General features: G+C 62.2%; 9 protein-coding genes, 2 tRNA genes and 3 rRNA genes. 3 read left to right on the forward strand and 11 right to left on the reverse strand.

Annotated elements, in window-relative coordinates; translation table 11 throughout:
- Positions 1-261: 261 nt before the first annotated feature.
- Positions 262-1,458, forward strand: a complete 1,197-nt coding sequence (locus D9X30_RS01495) for an ABC transporter substrate-binding protein (RefSeq protein ID WP_153947173.1) — start codon at positions 262-264, stop codon at positions 1,456-1,458.
- 161 nt (positions 1,459-1,619) lie between these two features.
- Here the strand turns inward: D9X30_RS01495 and D9X30_RS01500 are convergent, their stop codons facing one another.
- The 5 genes from D9X30_RS01500 to D9X30_RS01520 all read right to left on the reverse strand — a co-directional run bounded on the left by D9X30_RS01500 (position 1,620) and on the right by D9X30_RS01520 (position 7,372).
- Positions 1,620-2,663, reverse strand: coding sequence for an ABC transporter ATP-binding protein (locus D9X30_RS01500; protein WP_194946497.1), 1,044 nt, complete (start codon positions 2,661-2,663; stop codon positions 1,620-1,622).
- 17 nt (positions 2,664-2,680) lie between these two features.
- Positions 2,681-3,679 carry an ABC transporter ATP-binding protein gene (locus D9X30_RS01505; protein WP_153947171.1) on the reverse strand — a complete coding sequence of 333 codons (999 nt, stop codon included), beginning with the start codon at positions 3,677-3,679 and terminating at the stop codon, positions 2,681-2,683.
- 18 nt (positions 3,680-3,697) lie between these two features.
- A complete protein-coding gene (locus tag D9X30_RS01510) occupies positions 3,698-4,630 on the reverse strand; it encodes an ABC transporter permease (protein ID WP_153947170.1) in 933 nt (310 codons plus the stop codon).
- 3 nt (positions 4,631-4,633) lie between these two features.
- The gene (locus D9X30_RS01515; protein WP_153947169.1) at positions 4,634-5,611 is read right to left on the reverse strand and encodes an ABC transporter permease; all 978 of its coding nucleotides are present in this window, start codon (positions 5,609-5,611) and stop codon (positions 4,634-4,636) included.
- A 165-nt stretch (positions 5,612-5,776) separates the two neighbouring features.
- A complete protein-coding gene (locus tag D9X30_RS01520) occupies positions 5,777-7,372 on the reverse strand; it encodes an ABC transporter substrate-binding protein (protein WP_153947168.1) in 1,596 nt (531 codons plus the stop codon).
- Between the two features lie 413 nt (positions 7,373-7,785).
- Here D9X30_RS01520 and D9X30_RS01525 point away from each other — a divergent pair, with 413 nt between their 5' ends.
- Positions 7,786-8,979: a M20 aminoacylase family protein gene (locus D9X30_RS01525; RefSeq protein ID WP_153947167.1), complete on the forward strand. Its 1,194-nt coding sequence runs from the start codon at positions 7,786-7,788 to the stop codon at positions 8,977-8,979.
- Between the two features lie 33 nt (positions 8,980-9,012).
- A complete protein-coding gene (locus D9X30_RS01530) occupies positions 9,013-10,038 on the forward strand; it encodes a DUF2891 domain-containing protein (RefSeq protein ID WP_153947166.1) in 1,026 nt (341 codons plus the stop codon).
- 46 nt (positions 10,039-10,084) lie between these two features.
- Here D9X30_RS01530 and D9X30_RS01535 read toward each other — a convergent pair whose 3' ends face one another.
- The 6 genes from D9X30_RS01535 to D9X30_RS01560 all read right to left on the reverse strand — a co-directional run.
- Positions 10,085-11,035: a DUF3047 domain-containing protein gene (locus tag D9X30_RS01535; RefSeq protein WP_502799594.1), complete on the reverse strand. Its 951-nt coding sequence runs from the start codon at positions 11,033-11,035 to the stop codon at positions 10,085-10,087.
- Positions 11,036-11,375: 340 nt separating this feature from the next.
- A 5S ribosomal RNA gene (gene rrf, locus D9X30_RS01540) occupies positions 11,376-11,489 on the reverse strand.
- A gap of 101 nt (positions 11,490-11,590) precedes the next feature.
- Positions 11,591-14,392, reverse strand: a 23S ribosomal RNA gene (locus D9X30_RS01545).
- Positions 14,393-14,692: 300 nt separating this feature from the next.
- Positions 14,693-14,768 (reverse strand) — tRNA-Ala (locus tag D9X30_RS01550).
- Positions 14,769-14,780: 12 nt separating this feature from the next.
- Positions 14,781-14,857, reverse strand: a tRNA-Ile gene (locus tag D9X30_RS01555).
- A gap of 63 nt (positions 14,858-14,920) precedes the next feature.
- Positions 14,921-15,061 (reverse strand): 16S ribosomal RNA (locus D9X30_RS01560); the annotation flags it as partial.

Here is a 15,061-nt window from a genome sequence, read left to right on the forward strand (position 1 = left end):
CGGCGGGCCGACGGCGTGGCGTTTGTCAACGGCGTGACTGTGGCGCAGTGGCGTCGGCCAAACATTGCTGACCGGGAGAAATTGTTTGGCTCCGATTGTATTCGATTATGATGTGCCGGCGCAGTCCGGCCAAGGCCGGCAACTGTCCGGCCCGGCAGGGCCGGGAGCCGTACCGGCACAAGATCCGGACGGCATCCGCGGGGTCCGAAAGCAGCAAAGACACAACGAAGAACGTTTTACGGATTTTTGACGGGGATTCACATGGGTTTCACTTCTGGGGTCAAGCGCCGGCAGTTCGCCGGCCTGATGATGGCGGCCGCGCTCGCGGCCAGCGGCGTACCAGGCGCCGCGTTTGCCGCCAACACCGCGCCCGCCGAGGCTGGCGTGTCCGCCGATACGATCCTGCTGGGACAATCGGCCGCGCTGACTGGCCCCACGGCCGTGCTGGGCAAGCAGATGAACGCCGGCGCGCGCCTTTACTTCGACTACATCAACAGCCATGGCGGCGTGTTCGGCCGCAAGATCGAACTCAAGGCGCTGGACGATGCCTACGAGCCCGACGATGCCGTCAAGAACACGAAGAAGCTGATCGAGGAAGACCGCGTCTTTGCGCTGTTCGGCTATGTGGGCACGCCCACCAGCCAGGCCGCGCTGCCGCTGGTCAGCCAGGCGCGCATTCCGTTCTTCGCCCCGTTCAGCGGCGCGCAGACGCTGCGCGACGGGTCCAACCGCTACGTCTTCCACGTGCGCGCCGGCTACGAGGAAGAAACCGCCGCCATCGTGCGCCAGATCCGCACCACCGGCCTGAAACGCATTGCCGTGGTCTACAACGACGACGGCTACGGCAAGGCCGGCCTGGCGGGCATCGAGCACGCCATCAAGGCGCTGCCGGCCGACAGCGGCGTGAAGCTGGTGGCGCAGTCCAGCGTGGTCCGCAACACGGTGGAAATCGGCGACGCGATGCAGGAGGCCATGAAGGCCAAGCCCGATGCCGTGGTGCTGATCAGCGCCTATCGCACGGCCGGCGCCTTCGTGAAGGAGGCCCTGCGCCGCAGCTACAGCGGACAGTTCTATAACGTGTCGTTCGTGGGCACCCAGGCGCTGGCCAGGGAAGTGGGCCCGCAGGGCAGCGGCGTGATCATCTCGCAGGTGATGCCGCATCCGGGTAATGCCACGCTGCCGGTGGTGCGCGAATACCTGCGCCTGCTGCAGGCGGCCGGCAAGCAGAACGACTTCGACTACGCCAGTATCGAAGGCTTCATCGCCGCCAAGGCATTCGTGGAAGGCCTGCGCCGCGCCGGCAAGGACCTGACGCGCGAACGCTTCGTGATGGCGCTGGAGAGCATGCGCAACGTGGACCTGGGCGGATTCATCGTCCAGTTCGGCCCGGACAACCACGTGGGCTCGAAATTCGTCGAAATGACGATCATCAATTCGCGGGGGGTGGTGATTCGCTGAGGGGTGTGCTGCGGCTACGTTGCTCCCCTCTCCCACTTGTGGGAGAGGGGTTGGGGGAGAGGGTGTCGAGGTTCAAGTTGCGGCTTGTCGTGAATGGAACCGCCTTGCCCTCTCCCCCGCCCCTCTCCCGCACGCGGGAGAGGGGAGAAACTCCCCCTCGCTCACCCCATGTCATTCAGGTGACATGCCGACCACCGTAGCGGCGCGATTTCCTTGAGCGCGGGCTGTTCCTCCTTGCAGCGCGGCATCGCGTGCGGGCAGCGCGGGTGGAAGTGACAGCCCATCGGCGGATTGAGCGGCGACGGGATTTCGCCCCGGATCGCCACATACGTCTTCTTGCCCACCTCCAGCTTCGGCGCCTCGGCCAGCAGTGCCTGGGTGTACGGATGGTTCGGCGAGGCGAACACTTCCTCGGTCGGCGCCGATTCCACCACACGCCCCAGGTACATGATCACCACGCGGTCGCTGATGTGCTTGACCACCCCGAGGTCGTGGCTGATGAACAGGTAGGTCAGGTTCAGGTCTTCGCGCAGGCGGATGAACAGGTTCAGCACCTGGGCCTGGATCGACACGTCCAGCGCCGCCACCGACTCATCGCAGACCAGGAATTCCGGCTTCACGGCCAGGGCCCGGGCAATGCCGATGCGTGCCCGCTGACCACCCGAGAACTGATGCGGAAAACGGCGCAGCACCGTGGGGTCCATGCCCACGCGCACGAGCATGTCTTCCACATAAGCCTTCTGCGCGCCCTTTTCGACCATGCCATGCACGACCGGCGCCTCGCCGACGATGTCCAGCACGCGCAGGCGCGGGTTCAGCGACGCGTACGGGTCCTGGAAGATCATCTGGATGGCCAGCTGCTTCTCGCGCCGCTTGTCGGGCGGCAGGCGGTCCAGGTCGGTGCCGCGCCAGAGCCGCTCGCCTTCGGTTAGCGAATGCAGGCCCACGGCCATGCGGCCCAGCGTGGACTTGCCGCAGCCCGACTCGCCGACCAGCCCCACGACCTCGCCGGTGCGGATTGCCAGGTCCACCCTGTCAACGGCATGCACCACTTCCATCTTCTGCTTTGCGCCAAACACATTGGCGACCCTGGCGGCCACATCCAGCGACTTGACGAATCGCTTGGACACCCCTCGCAGTTCCAGCAGCGGCGCCGGCGGCGTGGCGGCGTCGGGCGACGCGTCCACGGCGGCGGCCTTCGGCATTTCGATCACGGGTGTACTCATGCGGCCTCCTGCTGGGCATGCACCGGGTGGAAGCAGCGCAACTGCCGGCCATCTGGCGAAACGGCCAGCGGCGGATCGCTCTTGCACACGTCGGTGGCGTACGGGCAGCGGTTGCGGAACGAGCAGCCGCCGGGCAGGTTCAGCAGCGACGGCGTCATGCCAGGGATCTGCCGCAGCGGCGCACCGCGCGGATTGCGCGACGGCGCCGAGCCGATCAGTCCGTGCGTATAGGGATGATGGGGCTGCTCCAGCACCTGGCGCACATCGCCAGACTCGACGATCTTGCCCGCGTACATCACGCAGACCTTGTCGGCCAGGCCGGCCACCACCGACAGGTCATGGGTGATCCAGATCAGCGCCGTGCCCGATTCGCGGCACAGCGTCTGCATTTCATAGAGGATCTGGCCCTGGATGGTCACGTCCAGCGCCGTGGTCGGCTCGTCGGCGATGATCAGGTCGGGCTTGTTCAGCAGCGCGATGGCAATGGCCACGCGCTGGCGCATCCCGCCCGAGAACTGGTGCGGATAGGCCTGCAGGCGTTCGTCCGGCGACGGGATGCCCACGCGCGCCAGCGCATTGCGGGCGCGCTCGCGGGCGGCGGCCTTGCTGACGTCGTCGTGCGCGCGTACGGCCTCGATCATCTGCGTGTCGATGCGCAGGACCGGGTTCAGCGTCATCATCGGGTCCTGGAAGATCATGGCGATGCCGTTGCCGCGCACGTCGCGCTGCTGGGCCGGGGTGAGCGCGCGCAGGTCGCGCGTCACGCCGTCGCGGCTGGTCAGGGCGATCCGCCCATCCACGACCCGGCCGGGCGGATCGATCAAGCCCATGATCGAATAGCCGGTCATCGACTTGCCGGAGCCCGATTCACCGACCAGGCCCATGATTTCGCCACGGCCCACCGAGAACGACACATCGTCCACGGCCCTGGCCACGCCGGCGCGGGTGAAGAACTGCGTTTTTAGATCTTCTACGACCAGGGTTGGCTGGGTCATTTCGGCGCTCCTGGCGTCTTACTGCGTCTGCAGGCGGGGGTTCAGCACGTCGCGCAACTGGTCGGCCACCAGGTTCATCGACACGATGGTGACGACCAGCGCGATGCCCGGGAAAAAGCTGATCCAGTACTTGCCGGACAGCATGTATTGCTGTCCGTTGGCGATCAGCATGCCCAGCGACGGCTCGGTGACCGGCACGCCCAGCCCCAGGAACGACAGCGTGGCCTCGAGCGTGATGGCCGATGCCACCTGCAGCGCGGCGATCACGATCAGCGGCGGCAGGCAGTTCGGCAGCAGGTGCCGGAACATGATGCGCTGCGGCGGCAGCCCCAGGCAGGTGGCGGCCTCGATGTATTCCTTGCGGCGCTCCACCAGCGCCGCACTGCGCGTGGTGCGGGCATAGTAAGCCCACTGCACCGCCACCAGCGCGATCACGATATTGCCGATGCCGGGTCGTAGAAACGCCAGAAGAATCAGCGCCAGCAGGATCGGCGGGAACGACAGCTGCAGGTCGGCCACGCGCATGATGAATGCCTCGGTGCGCCCGCCCAGAAAGCCGGCCAGCAGCCCCAGCGTGGCGCCCAGCAGCAGGGCAATCACCGTGCTGACCACGCCCACGCCCACGCTGATGCGCAGGCCGTACATCACGGCCGACAGCATGTCGCGGCCCTGCTCGTCGGAGCCCATGATGAACGTCATGCCGCTGCCGGCCTGCTCGCCCGGGGCCAGACGCGCGTCGAGCACGTCCAGGGTGGCCAGGTCATAAGGATTCTGCGGGGCCAGCAGCGGCGCGAAGATCGCGATCAGGATGATCAGCAGCAGCGTCACCAGGCCCAGCACCGCCAGCTTGCTTTCGAAGAACTGCCGCGCGAAGCGGCGCCACGGGGTCTGGTCCTTGGCCGCCGGCGTCGGCTGGGCCGGGGCTTGCTGGGGGACGGTCGATGTGCTCATGGCTCAGCCCTTGTTGTCGGCAATGCGCACGCGCGGATCGAGCATGCTGTAGACGATATCCACCACCAGGTTGATCAGGATGAACAGCGTCACGATCACCATCAGGTAGGCGACGATCACCGGGCGGTCCAGCAACTGGATTGAATCGATGATCAGCTTGCCCATGCCGGGCCACGCGAAGATCGACTCGGTCACGATCGCGAACGCGATGATGGAGCCGAACTGCAGCGCGATCACGGTGACGATCGGGATCAGAATATTCTTAAGAACATGGACACCGACGATGCGCGTGTTCGACAAGCCCTTGGCGCGGGCGAACTTCACGTAGTCCTGCAGCATCGCCTCCTGCGTGCCGGCACGCGTGAGCCGGATCACCATGGCGATATTCAGCAGCGACAGCGTCACGGCGGGCAGGATCAGGTGCCGGATGCCGTCGCCGGTCAGGAAGCTCAGCGGCACGCCCAGCACGCTGACCGTTTCACCCCGCCCGTTCGACGGCAGCCAGCCCAGCTGCACGGCGAACACCATGATCAGCATCAGCCCGACCCAGAACGTGGGCAGCGAAAAGCCCAGGATCGACACCGTCATGATGGTCTTGCCGGCCACGCCGTTCGGCCGCAGCCCCGCCCACAGGCCCAGCGGGATGCCCAGCACGATGGCCAGCAGGATGGCGCACACCGCCAGCTCCATCGTGGCCGGCATGCGTTCGAAGATCAGCTTCAGCGCCGGGGTGCCATGCGCGAACGAGGTGCCCAGATTTCCGTGCAGCGCGTTCTGCAGGAAGATCCAGTATTGCTCCCAGAGTGGCTTGTCGAGACCAAGCGCGGCGATGGTGCGTTTGATGTCTTCCTGGTCGGCCTGCGGGCTGATCAGGATGTCGATCGGGTTGCCGATCGCAAAAACGCCAAGAAACACGAGCAACGACATGACCAGCAGCACAACCACGCTCTGCATCAGTCGCCGGATGATGAAGACCAGCATTTTCCAGACGCCTATCCTTTCGCCGGCGCGCGGTGGCGCACTGCCGGCGGGTTCGCGGCCCACGGGGAAAATCGTGGGAACATCGCCCCGGCTTCTCGTGGAAGACCGGGGCCGCGATCATACCGGAGCCGCCAGCCGCTGGCGGCGCCGTCCTGCCCTGCTGGCTTACTGGGCAGGCTTGAACAGGTGCGCGTAGGTGCGTTCGTCGGTACGCGGCACATACGTGATGCCCTTCTGCGTGGCCCACGTGGTCACCTGATGGTGGATCGGGATGATGCCGCCGTCCAGCACCACGATGGCCGTGGCTTCCTGCAGCAGCTTGGACCGCTCGTTGTCATCCACGGTGGCCAGCGCCTTTTCCAGCACCGCGTCCATCTTCGGATTGCAGTACTCGCCCCAGTTGGTGGTGCCGAAGCCCTTCTTCGAGTCTTCGCACGCCACCAGCGCGCGCAGCGGCGAGCTGACCTCGCCGGTCTGGGCGCCCCAGCCCACCAGGCCGAACGACCATTCGCGCTTGATCGCCTTCGACGAGTACGTGGCCATCGGCATGCCTTCCACCTTGGTATTGATGCCGATGCGGGTCAGGTTCTGCGCGATGGTCTGCGCAATCTTCTCGTCGTTGACGTAACGGTTGTTCGGCGTATGCAGCGTCAGCCCGAAGCCGTTCGGATAACCGGCGTCGGCCAGCATCTTCCTGGCCGCTTCCGGATCGTATTTCACCGTCTTCAGCGCCGGGTTGTGGCCGAACAGCGTGGGCGGCACCAGGTTGTTGGTCGGCTCGGACAGGCCTTCCATCAGGCGGTCCTTGATGCCCTGGCGGTTGATGGCCGTGCTGATGGCGATGCGCACGCGCGCGTCCTTCAGCGGGTTCTTGTCCATCGGCTGCCCGTCCTTGGTCGTCACGAACGGCGACTTGTCGCGCTTGACGTCGAAGTACAGGTAGATCACGCGGTGCGAGATCTTCGAGAAGAACGACAGCTTGGGATCGCTTCGCACCTTCGGCAGGTCGGGCGTGGGCACGTTCTCGATGGCCTGCACGTCGCCCGACAGCAGCGCGGCCAGGCGCGTGGCCGGGTTGGGGATGAAACGCAGCGTCACCTTGTCCCAGGCGGGCTTGGCCCCCCAGTAGTCGGGGTTCTTCACCAGTTCCACGCGGTCGTCGCGCGCATAGCTGACGAACTTGAACGGCCCGGTGCCGACCATGCCCTTGCCCTGTGCAAAGTCGTCGGAAGTCAGGCCCTGCGTGGCCTTCTTCTGGACCATGAACACCGATGTCAGGTCGTTGAGCATCAGCGGATACGGCTGGTTGGTGGTCACCTGGATCGTGTACTTGTCGATGATCTTCTTGTTGATGATCGCCTTGGTGTACACATCGAACTTGCCCGGGCTGTTGACGATGGTGGCCGGGCGGTCCAGCGACCACGCGATGTCTTCGGTGGTCAGTTCGGTGCCGTCATGCCACTTCACGCCCTTGCGGATCTTGAATTCCCACGTGAGGTTGTTGACCAGCTTCCACGATTCGGCCAGGCCCGGCACCACCTTGCTGTCGGGGTCGAGCTTGATCAGTGTCTCGAACACGTGCTCGGACACATTGATGTTCGAGAACAGGTTGTAGAAATGCGGATCCATTGAGGTCGGCGGCGAGCTCATGGCGATCTTGAGATCGACCGCCTGGGCCTGAGTGGCCAGGCCGAGCGCACCGGTCAGCAGGACAGTACCGACCGCCTTGCCGACAGCCTTCTTGACGTGACGAAGGAACATCGCACGATTCTCCCAGTGGGAAGTCTTGAAATGACGATAAGGATCAGTTGCGCGCGTCCCGAATGTCTCATGCAGGAGCGCCGCATTTTGGTGCGGCATTCCGCTGGGCAACGTGGCGCGCAACCGGCCGGGCAGTTCAAGCATGAACTGTTCCAGCAGTGCACGGCGTCCGCCATGCGGGGAAACCCACCCGCCCTGCAACATCGCCCGATGCTGCGCTGCGCCAGCATGGAAGCGGGCGCCGCAGGGCCGGTACCGTTGCCGGAGCCAATGTATGCCCGCCGCGGCCGGCCGGGCACCGATACGTGACCGGGGCCGGCGCCAGGTGCCGGGAACGCCTTGTTTTGGCGCTTCTACGATAGGCGTCGTATGATCTGGGGTATCCAATTGCCCCATTTGCCCGGACCGGCATCATGAAGCTCATCCCCGAAATCCTGCAGGCGCAAGCCGAAATTCGCACCATTCGACGTGACATCCACGCGCATCCCGAACTGTGTTTCGAGGAACAGCGCACCGCCGACGTGGTGGCCAAGAACCTGGAATCCTGGGGCATCGAGGTCCACCGTGGCCTGGGCACCACCGGCCTGGTCGGCGTCATCCGCCATGGCAATAGCGCCAAAACCATCGGCCTGCGTGCCGACATGGATGCGCTGCCGCTGCAGGAAGCCAACACCTTCGGCCATCGCTCGCAGCACGAAGGCAAGATGCACGCGTGCGGCCATGATGGCCATACGGCGATGCTGCTGGGCGCCGCGCGCTACCTGGCCGAGCATCGCAATTTCGACGGCACCGTGCACCTGATCTTCCAGCCGGCCGAAGAAGGCGGCGGCGGCGCGCGCGAGATGATCAAGGACGGCCTGTTCGAGCGTTTTCCGTGCGATGCCGTGTTCGGCATGCACAACTGGCCGGGCATGCCGGTCGGCTCGTTCGGCACCACGGCCGGCCCGCTGATGGCATCGAGCAACGAATTCAAGATCACGGTGCGGGGCAAGGGCGCGCATGCAGCCATGCCGCACAATGGCGCGGACCCGGTGTTCACGGGCGCCCAGATCGTATCGGCGCTGCAGGGCATCATCACGCGCAACAAGCGGCCGATCGACACCGCCGTGATCTCGGTGACGCAGTTCCACGGCGGCGACGCCACCAACATCGTGCCCAATGAAGTCTGGCTGGGCGGCACGGTGCGCACCTTCACCGTGGAAGTGCTCGATCTGATCGAACGGCGCATGGAAGAAGTGTCGCGCGCGGTGGCGCAGGCGTTCGATTGCACGATCGATTTCGAATTCCGCCGCAACTATCCGCCCACCATCAACAGCGCGGCCGAAGCCGAGTTCGCGGTGGGCATCGCCAGCGAACTGGTGGGTGCCGACAACGTCGACGCCAACGTGGAACCGACCATGGGCGCCGAGGACTTCTCGTTCATGCTGCAGGAAAGGCCTGGCTGCTACCTCTTTATCGGCAACGGCGAGGGCTCGCACCGCGAGGCTGGCCACGGCATGGGCCCGTGCATGCTGCACAACCCCAGCTACGACTTCAACGACGAACTGCTGCCGGTGGGCTCCACGTTCTTCGTCAAGCTGGTGGAGAAATGGCTGGCGCCGGCCTGATCCGGCACTGATCGACGTTTCAGGCGACGCACGATGCCCCATACGCTGCTGGACGACGCCGTGGCGTCGCGATTTGCCCGGGTGGCGCTCGACAATATCGTGCGTCCGTATCCGTACAAGCTGGACCACATGATGGTGGATGCGGGCGACCTGGCCGCGCCGGCGGTCAGCCACCCGGTCTTCTACGGCAGTTATGACTGGCATTCGTCGGTGCACATGCACTGGCTGCTGGTGCGGCTGGTGGTCTTGCGTCCGAACCTGCCCGATGCCGGCCGCATCCGCGAAACACTTGATGCCCAGTTCCGCCCGGAGGCCTTCGCCACGGAGCTGGCCTATTTCGAACGGCCTGCCTCCCGGACCTTCGAACGGCCTTACGGCTGGGCATGGGTGCTGCGGCTGCAGGCCGAGCTGGGCGCGCTGGGTCTCAAAGACCCGCAGGCGGCCAGGTGGGCCGCCGCTTGCGCGCCGCTGGCCAACCATCTGGCCCAACGTCTGATGGATTACATCGACGTAGCCGATTTCCCGGTTCGCACCGGCACCCATTTCAATAGTGCGTTTGCGCTGGTGATGGCGCTGTTCTACGCACGGCAGGACCAGCATCCGGCCCTGCGCAAATCGATCGTGCGTCGGGCGCATCGCTGGTTCGCGCATGACCTGCGCTATCCGGCCCGCTACGAGCCGGGCGGCGACGAATTCCTGTCAGGCGGCCTGATGGAGGCCGTGCTGATGCGGCAGGTCATGGATGACTGCGGCTTTGCGGAATGGTGGGACCTGTTTTCGCCGGGACAGGCCGAACTCGGGACCTGGCTGACCCCTGTGGCTGTCGCGGATCGGACCGATCCGAAGATGTCTCATCTGGACGGTCTGAATCTGTCGCGCGCCTGGTGCTGGCGGCTGCTGGGTCCGGCCTTGCCATCGCCCCTGCAGCCGCTGGCCGTGCGGGCGTGGTCCGATCATCTGGAAGTGTCCCTGCCGCAGGCCGTGGATGGCCACTACGTGGCGACGCACTGGCTCGCCTCGTTCGCGCTGCTGGCGCTGGAAGACCTGAGCGTCGGGTAGCGGCCGCCCAGGCGGGGCTCTGCCGGGTTTTGCGGGGTACGCGGGCTTAGTCCAGCGCGATATCGCCGTACCAGGCTTCGGCGCGGCTCTTGGTGTTGTCGGTATCGGTCATCAGGCCGACCGCGAGGATCTTGCCGGGATCGGCGCCGAACGCCTTGCGGTAGTCGGCACGCAGGTCGCGTTCATGGCAGCGCCATTCGTTGGTATGTCGCGTGCCCGAATCCACGATGATCATGCGAACGCGGTCCGTGTGGGGATTGTTCAGGACGCTGCCCACCGGACGCTTGCCACCCCAGATGTACATCAACGTGGCATACGGCATTTCCCGACCCGTGGTAATGCGCGCCATTTCGTACATCAACTGGTCTTTCAGCGACAAGGTGCTGCGATCCCCGTCGAACGCGACGAAAATCCGCAATGGGGCATCCTCGCGATGGCTGACCGCGTTATCCGCGACACGAATCACATCCCGCGTCTTCCACATCCAGCGCAGCGTGCCAGGATCGCGCTGTTCAAGCGGGACGTAGAGGCCCGACGCGGACCCGTCGGCCTCGGCATGCAGCACGGTGCGCTGGTCGACTTCGGCCAGCGAATAACGGGTGGGCGTCTTGTTGCGATTGACCTTCCAGGGCTGCCAGCCTGTCGGGCTCGCCGTGGGGCCCGCAGGGGTCGCGAAGGCCGAGAATAGCGGCGGTTCTGCCAGCAACGGCAACGATGTGGCGTCGGATTCGGCCTCGCCGTCGCCGCCCGCGTCCGAATCGGCTGCGCCATTCGCCGCCCGATTTGCCGCGCGATTCGCCTGCTCGAGCAGGTCGGCCGGCTGGCTTCGAACGGCAGCGTTCAACAAGCCTTTTTCCGCGAACGTCGCGCAATTTCCGTCGGAGACGGTGGCCAACCTTGATGGATCGGTCGGTGCGACCGTCGATGATGCACAACCGGCGAGCGCGAGCGCGCTCACCACACAAGCCAGTGCTGGCCGAAACTTCATGGCCACGATAACCCCCTGGACCCTGATAACCCGATACTTACCCGTTCGTCGAAATCCCAACCGCCTGGCTATTCGGCGCCGAGGCTTGGTATTGCAGACTGCTTCGTGCTGAATTTTTCAGCACTTGAAGGCAGACGATATCAGATGCATCGCGGAGCCGGAATGCTCGGGTACCCTGAATACAACAGCCAACATGACGGACTGTGCTTTTCGAATTTGTTCTATGGACAGTGGGCGCAACTACGGCATGTGCGCCGGGGGCCAAGGGGGAATTTGACCGCTTTGCGTTTTCGCATCCGCAAAAGCAAAACCCCCAAGCTTTAAGGGCTTGGGGGTTCTGGGTATAAGAGCCTGGCGATGACCTACTTTCACACGGGTAGTCCGCACTATCATCGGCGCAAAGTCGTTTCACGGTCCTGTTCGGGATGGGAAGGGGTGGTTCCAACTCGCTATGGTCACCAGGCATGAGGGGTTGCCGCGCTGAGATGCATCAGCGCAGCGAATCTGGGGTGTAGTAAGGGGGTTGTGTTGTATGCCTGTGGCACACGCGGACTCGGGTCCCACCAGGTCAAACACACTGGTTATAGGATCAAGCCTTACGGGCACGCATTACTGCGCTTCCACACCCAGCCTATCAACGTCCTGGTCTCGAACGACCCTTCAAGGAGGTCAAGCCTCCAGGGAATCCTCATCTTCAGGCGAGTTTCCCGCTTAGATGCTTTCAGCGGTTATCTCTTCCGTACATAGCTACCCTGCGATGCCTCTGGCGAGACAACAGGTACACCAGCGGTACGTCCACTCCGGTCCTCTCGTACTAGGAGCAGCCCCCGTCAAGATTCCAACGCCCACGGCAGATAGGGACCAAACTGTCTCACGACGTTTTAAACCCAGCTCACGTACCTCTTTAAATGGCGAACAGCCATACCCTTGGGACCGGCTACAGCCCCAGGATGAGATGAGCCGACATCGAGGTGCCAAACACCGCCGTCGATATGAACTCTTGGGCGGTATCAGCCTGTTATCCCCAGAGTACCTTTTATCCGTTGAGCGATGGCCCTTCCATTCAGAACCACCGGATCACTATGTCCTGCTTTCGCACCTGCTCGACTTGTCGGTCTCGCAGTTAAGCACGCTTTTGCCATTGCACTTTAGGTACGATGTCCGACCGTACCAAGCGTACCTTCGAACTCCTCCGTTACACTTTGGGAGGAGACCGCCCCAGTCAAACTGCCTACCATGCACTGTCCCCGACCCGGATTCACGGGCCAAGGTTAGAACCTCAAACAAACCAGGGTGGTATTTCAAGGACGGCTCCACGTGAACTGGCGTCCACGCTTCAAAGCCTCCCACCTATCCTACACAGATCGGTTCAAAGTCCAATGCAAAGCTACAGTAAAGGTTCATGGGGTCTTTCCGTCTAGCCGCGGGGAGATTGCATCATCACAAACACTTCAACTTCGCTGAGTCTCGGGAGGAGACAGTGTGGCCATCGTTACGCCATTCGTGCAGGTCGGAACTTACCCGACAAGGAATTTCGCTACCTTAGGACCGTTATAGTTACGGCCGCCGTTTACCGGGACTTCAATCAAGAGCTTGCACCCCATCATTTAATCTTCCGGCACCGGGCAGGCGTCACACCCTATACGTCCACTTTCGTGTTTGCAGAGTGCTGTGTTTTTATTAAACAGTCGCAGCCACCATTTTATTGCAACCCCTTCACCCTTCTGGCGCAGGCCAGTCAAGCTACCAGGGCGTACCTTATCCCGAAGTTACGGTACCAATTTGCCGAGTTCCTTCTCCCGAGTTCTCTCAAGCGCCTTAGAATACTCATCTCGCCCACCTGTGTCGGTTTGCGGTACGGTCTCGTATGACTGAAGCTTAGAGGCTTTTCTTGGAACCACTTCCGATTGCTTCGCAGCTCTAGGCCGCTCGCCCCACATCCTTGAATCCCGCGCCCGGATTTGCCTAAGCGCCTTCTCCAATGCAGGGACCGGGACTTCCAACACCCGGACAACCTTCCGCGATCCGTCCCCCCATCGCATCATACGACGGTGCAGGAATATTAACCTGCTTCCCATCAGCTACGCATCTCTGCCTCGCCTTAGGGGCCGACTCACCCTACGCCGATGAACGTTGCGTAGGAAACCTTGGGCTTACGGCGAGGGGGCCTTTCACCCCCTTTATCGCTACTCATGTCAGCATTCGCACTTCTGATACCTCCAGCATCCTTTACAAGACACCTTCACAGGCTTACAGAACGCTCTCCTACCACGCACATTGCTGTGCGTCCGCAGCTTCGGTATATAGCTTAGCCCCGTTACATCTTCCGCGCAGGACGACTCGATCAGTGAGCTATTACGCTTTCTTTAAAGGGTGGCTGCTTCTAAGCCAACCTCCTGACTGTTTTAGCCTTCCCACTTCGTTTCCCACTTAGCTATATTTGGGGACCTTAGCTGGCGGTCTGGGTTGTTTCCCTCTTGACACCGGACGTTAGCACCCGATGTCTGTCTCCCGTGATTGCACTCTTCGGTATTCGGAGTTTGCTATGGCGGGGTAATCAGCAATAGACCCCCCAACCATGACAGTGCTCTACCCCCGAAGGTGAGACACGAGGCACTACCTAAATAGTTTTCGGAGAGAACCAGCTATTTCCAGATTTGTTTAGCCTTTCACCCCTATCCACAGCTCATCCCCTAACTTTTCAACGTTAGTGGGTTCGGTCCTCCAGTACGTGTTACCGCACCTTCAACCTGGCCATGGATAGATCATCTGGTTTCGGGTCTACACCCAGCGACTCAACGCCCTGTTCGGACTCGCTTTCGCTACGCCTTCCCTAACCGGTTAAGCTTGCCACTGAATGTAAGTCGCTGACCCATTATACAAAAGGTACGCCGTCACCCGTTGCCAGGCTCCGACTGTTTGTATGCATGCGGTTTCAGGATCTATTTCACTCCCCTCCCGGGGTTCTTTTCGCCTTTCCCTCACGGTACTGGTTCACTATCGGTCGATCACGAGTATTTAGCCTTGGAGGATGGTCCCCCCATCTTCAGACAGGATTTCACGTGTCCCGCCCTACTTGTCGCACACCTAGTTCCACAAATCTGTTTTCGCATACAGGGCTATCACCTGCTATGGCCGGGCTTTCCATCCCGTTTTGCTAACAGTTCTGCTAAAGAGTGCAAGGCTCTTCCCATTTCGTTCGCCACTACTCTGGGAATCTCGGTTGATTTCTGTTCCTGCAGCTACTTAGATGTTTCAGTTCGCCGCGTTCGCTTCCCTTGCCTATGTATTCAGCAAGGGATGACCCATGTCCTTCATCGCCTGTGATCGCCAAGGCATCCACCACATGCACTTGTTCGCTTGACCCTATAACGAGTGTGTCTAACGCTTTCCGTTATCCACGCTGGCTACAGGTCTGAGTTCTCGCGTTTGTGCCGTATTCCAAGTCATCTTTCGATCACTTAAATACATTTTGGTTGATACAATCACAACCCGGTATCGCGTCTTGTACTGCAGCGTCTCATCAACGCCTCGCGACACCTTTACTACATCCCATATTGTTAAAGAACAGCCGACTTATCGTCGCTTGGCAGTAGCCAAAGACAAACACTCAGAACCGCGTTCTGCGTTCTGAATTCTTGTCTTTGACAACAACCCCAAGGTAAGTGGTGGAGGATGACGGGATCGAACCGACGACCCCCTGCTTGCAAAGCAGGTGCTCTCCCAGCTGAGCTAATCCCCCGCGTAGATAACTTGGTGGGTCTGGTAGGACTTGAACCTACGACCCCCGCCTTATCAAGACGGTGCTCTAACCACCTGAGCTACAGACCCTTGGCTGTAACAGCAAACAAACCGATAAGTGTGAACGCTTGACTTGTGAACACAAGCCTCTGGAAAGGAGGTGATCCAGCCGCACCTTCCGATACGGCTACCTTGTTACGACTTCACCCCAGTCATGAACCCTGCCGTGGTAATCGCCCTCCTTGCGGTTAGGCTAACTACTTCTGGCAAAACCCACTCCCATGGTGTGACGGG

It is taken from the genome of Cupriavidus sp. U2, from assembly GCF_009663685.2.
Lineage (GTDB): Bacteria > Pseudomonadota > Gammaproteobacteria > Burkholderiales > Burkholderiaceae > Cupriavidus > Cupriavidus necator_C.

Bases quoted from the DNA above. Each gene is read 5' to 3' on its own strand.
- D9X30_RS01495 (WP_153947173.1), top strand. From the start codon at position 262: ATGGGTTTCACTTCTGGGGTCAAGCGCCGGCAGTTCGCCGGCCTGATG.
- D9X30_RS01500 (WP_194946497.1), bottom strand. From the start codon at position 2,663: ATGCCGAAGGCCGCCGCCGTGGACGCGTCGCCCGACGCCGCCACGCCG.
- D9X30_RS01505 (WP_153947171.1), bottom strand. From the start codon at position 3,679: ATGACCCAGCCAACCCTGGTCGTAGAAGATCTAAAAACGCAGTTCTTC.
- D9X30_RS01510 (WP_153947170.1), bottom strand. From the start codon at position 4,630: ATGAGCACATCGACCGTCCCCCAGCAAGCCCCGGCCCAGCCGACGCCG.
- D9X30_RS01515 (WP_153947169.1), bottom strand. From the start codon at position 5,611: ATGCTGGTCTTCATCATCCGGCGACTGATGCAGAGCGTGGTTGTGCTG.
- D9X30_RS01520 (WP_153947168.1), bottom strand. From the start codon at position 7,372: ATGTTCCTTCGTCACGTCAAGAAGGCTGTCGGCAAGGCGGTCGGTACT.
- D9X30_RS01525 (WP_153947167.1), top strand. From the start codon at position 7,786: ATGAAGCTCATCCCCGAAATCCTGCAGGCGCAAGCCGAAATTCGCACC.
- D9X30_RS01530 (WP_153947166.1), top strand. From the start codon at position 9,013: ATGCCCCATACGCTGCTGGACGACGCCGTGGCGTCGCGATTTGCCCGG.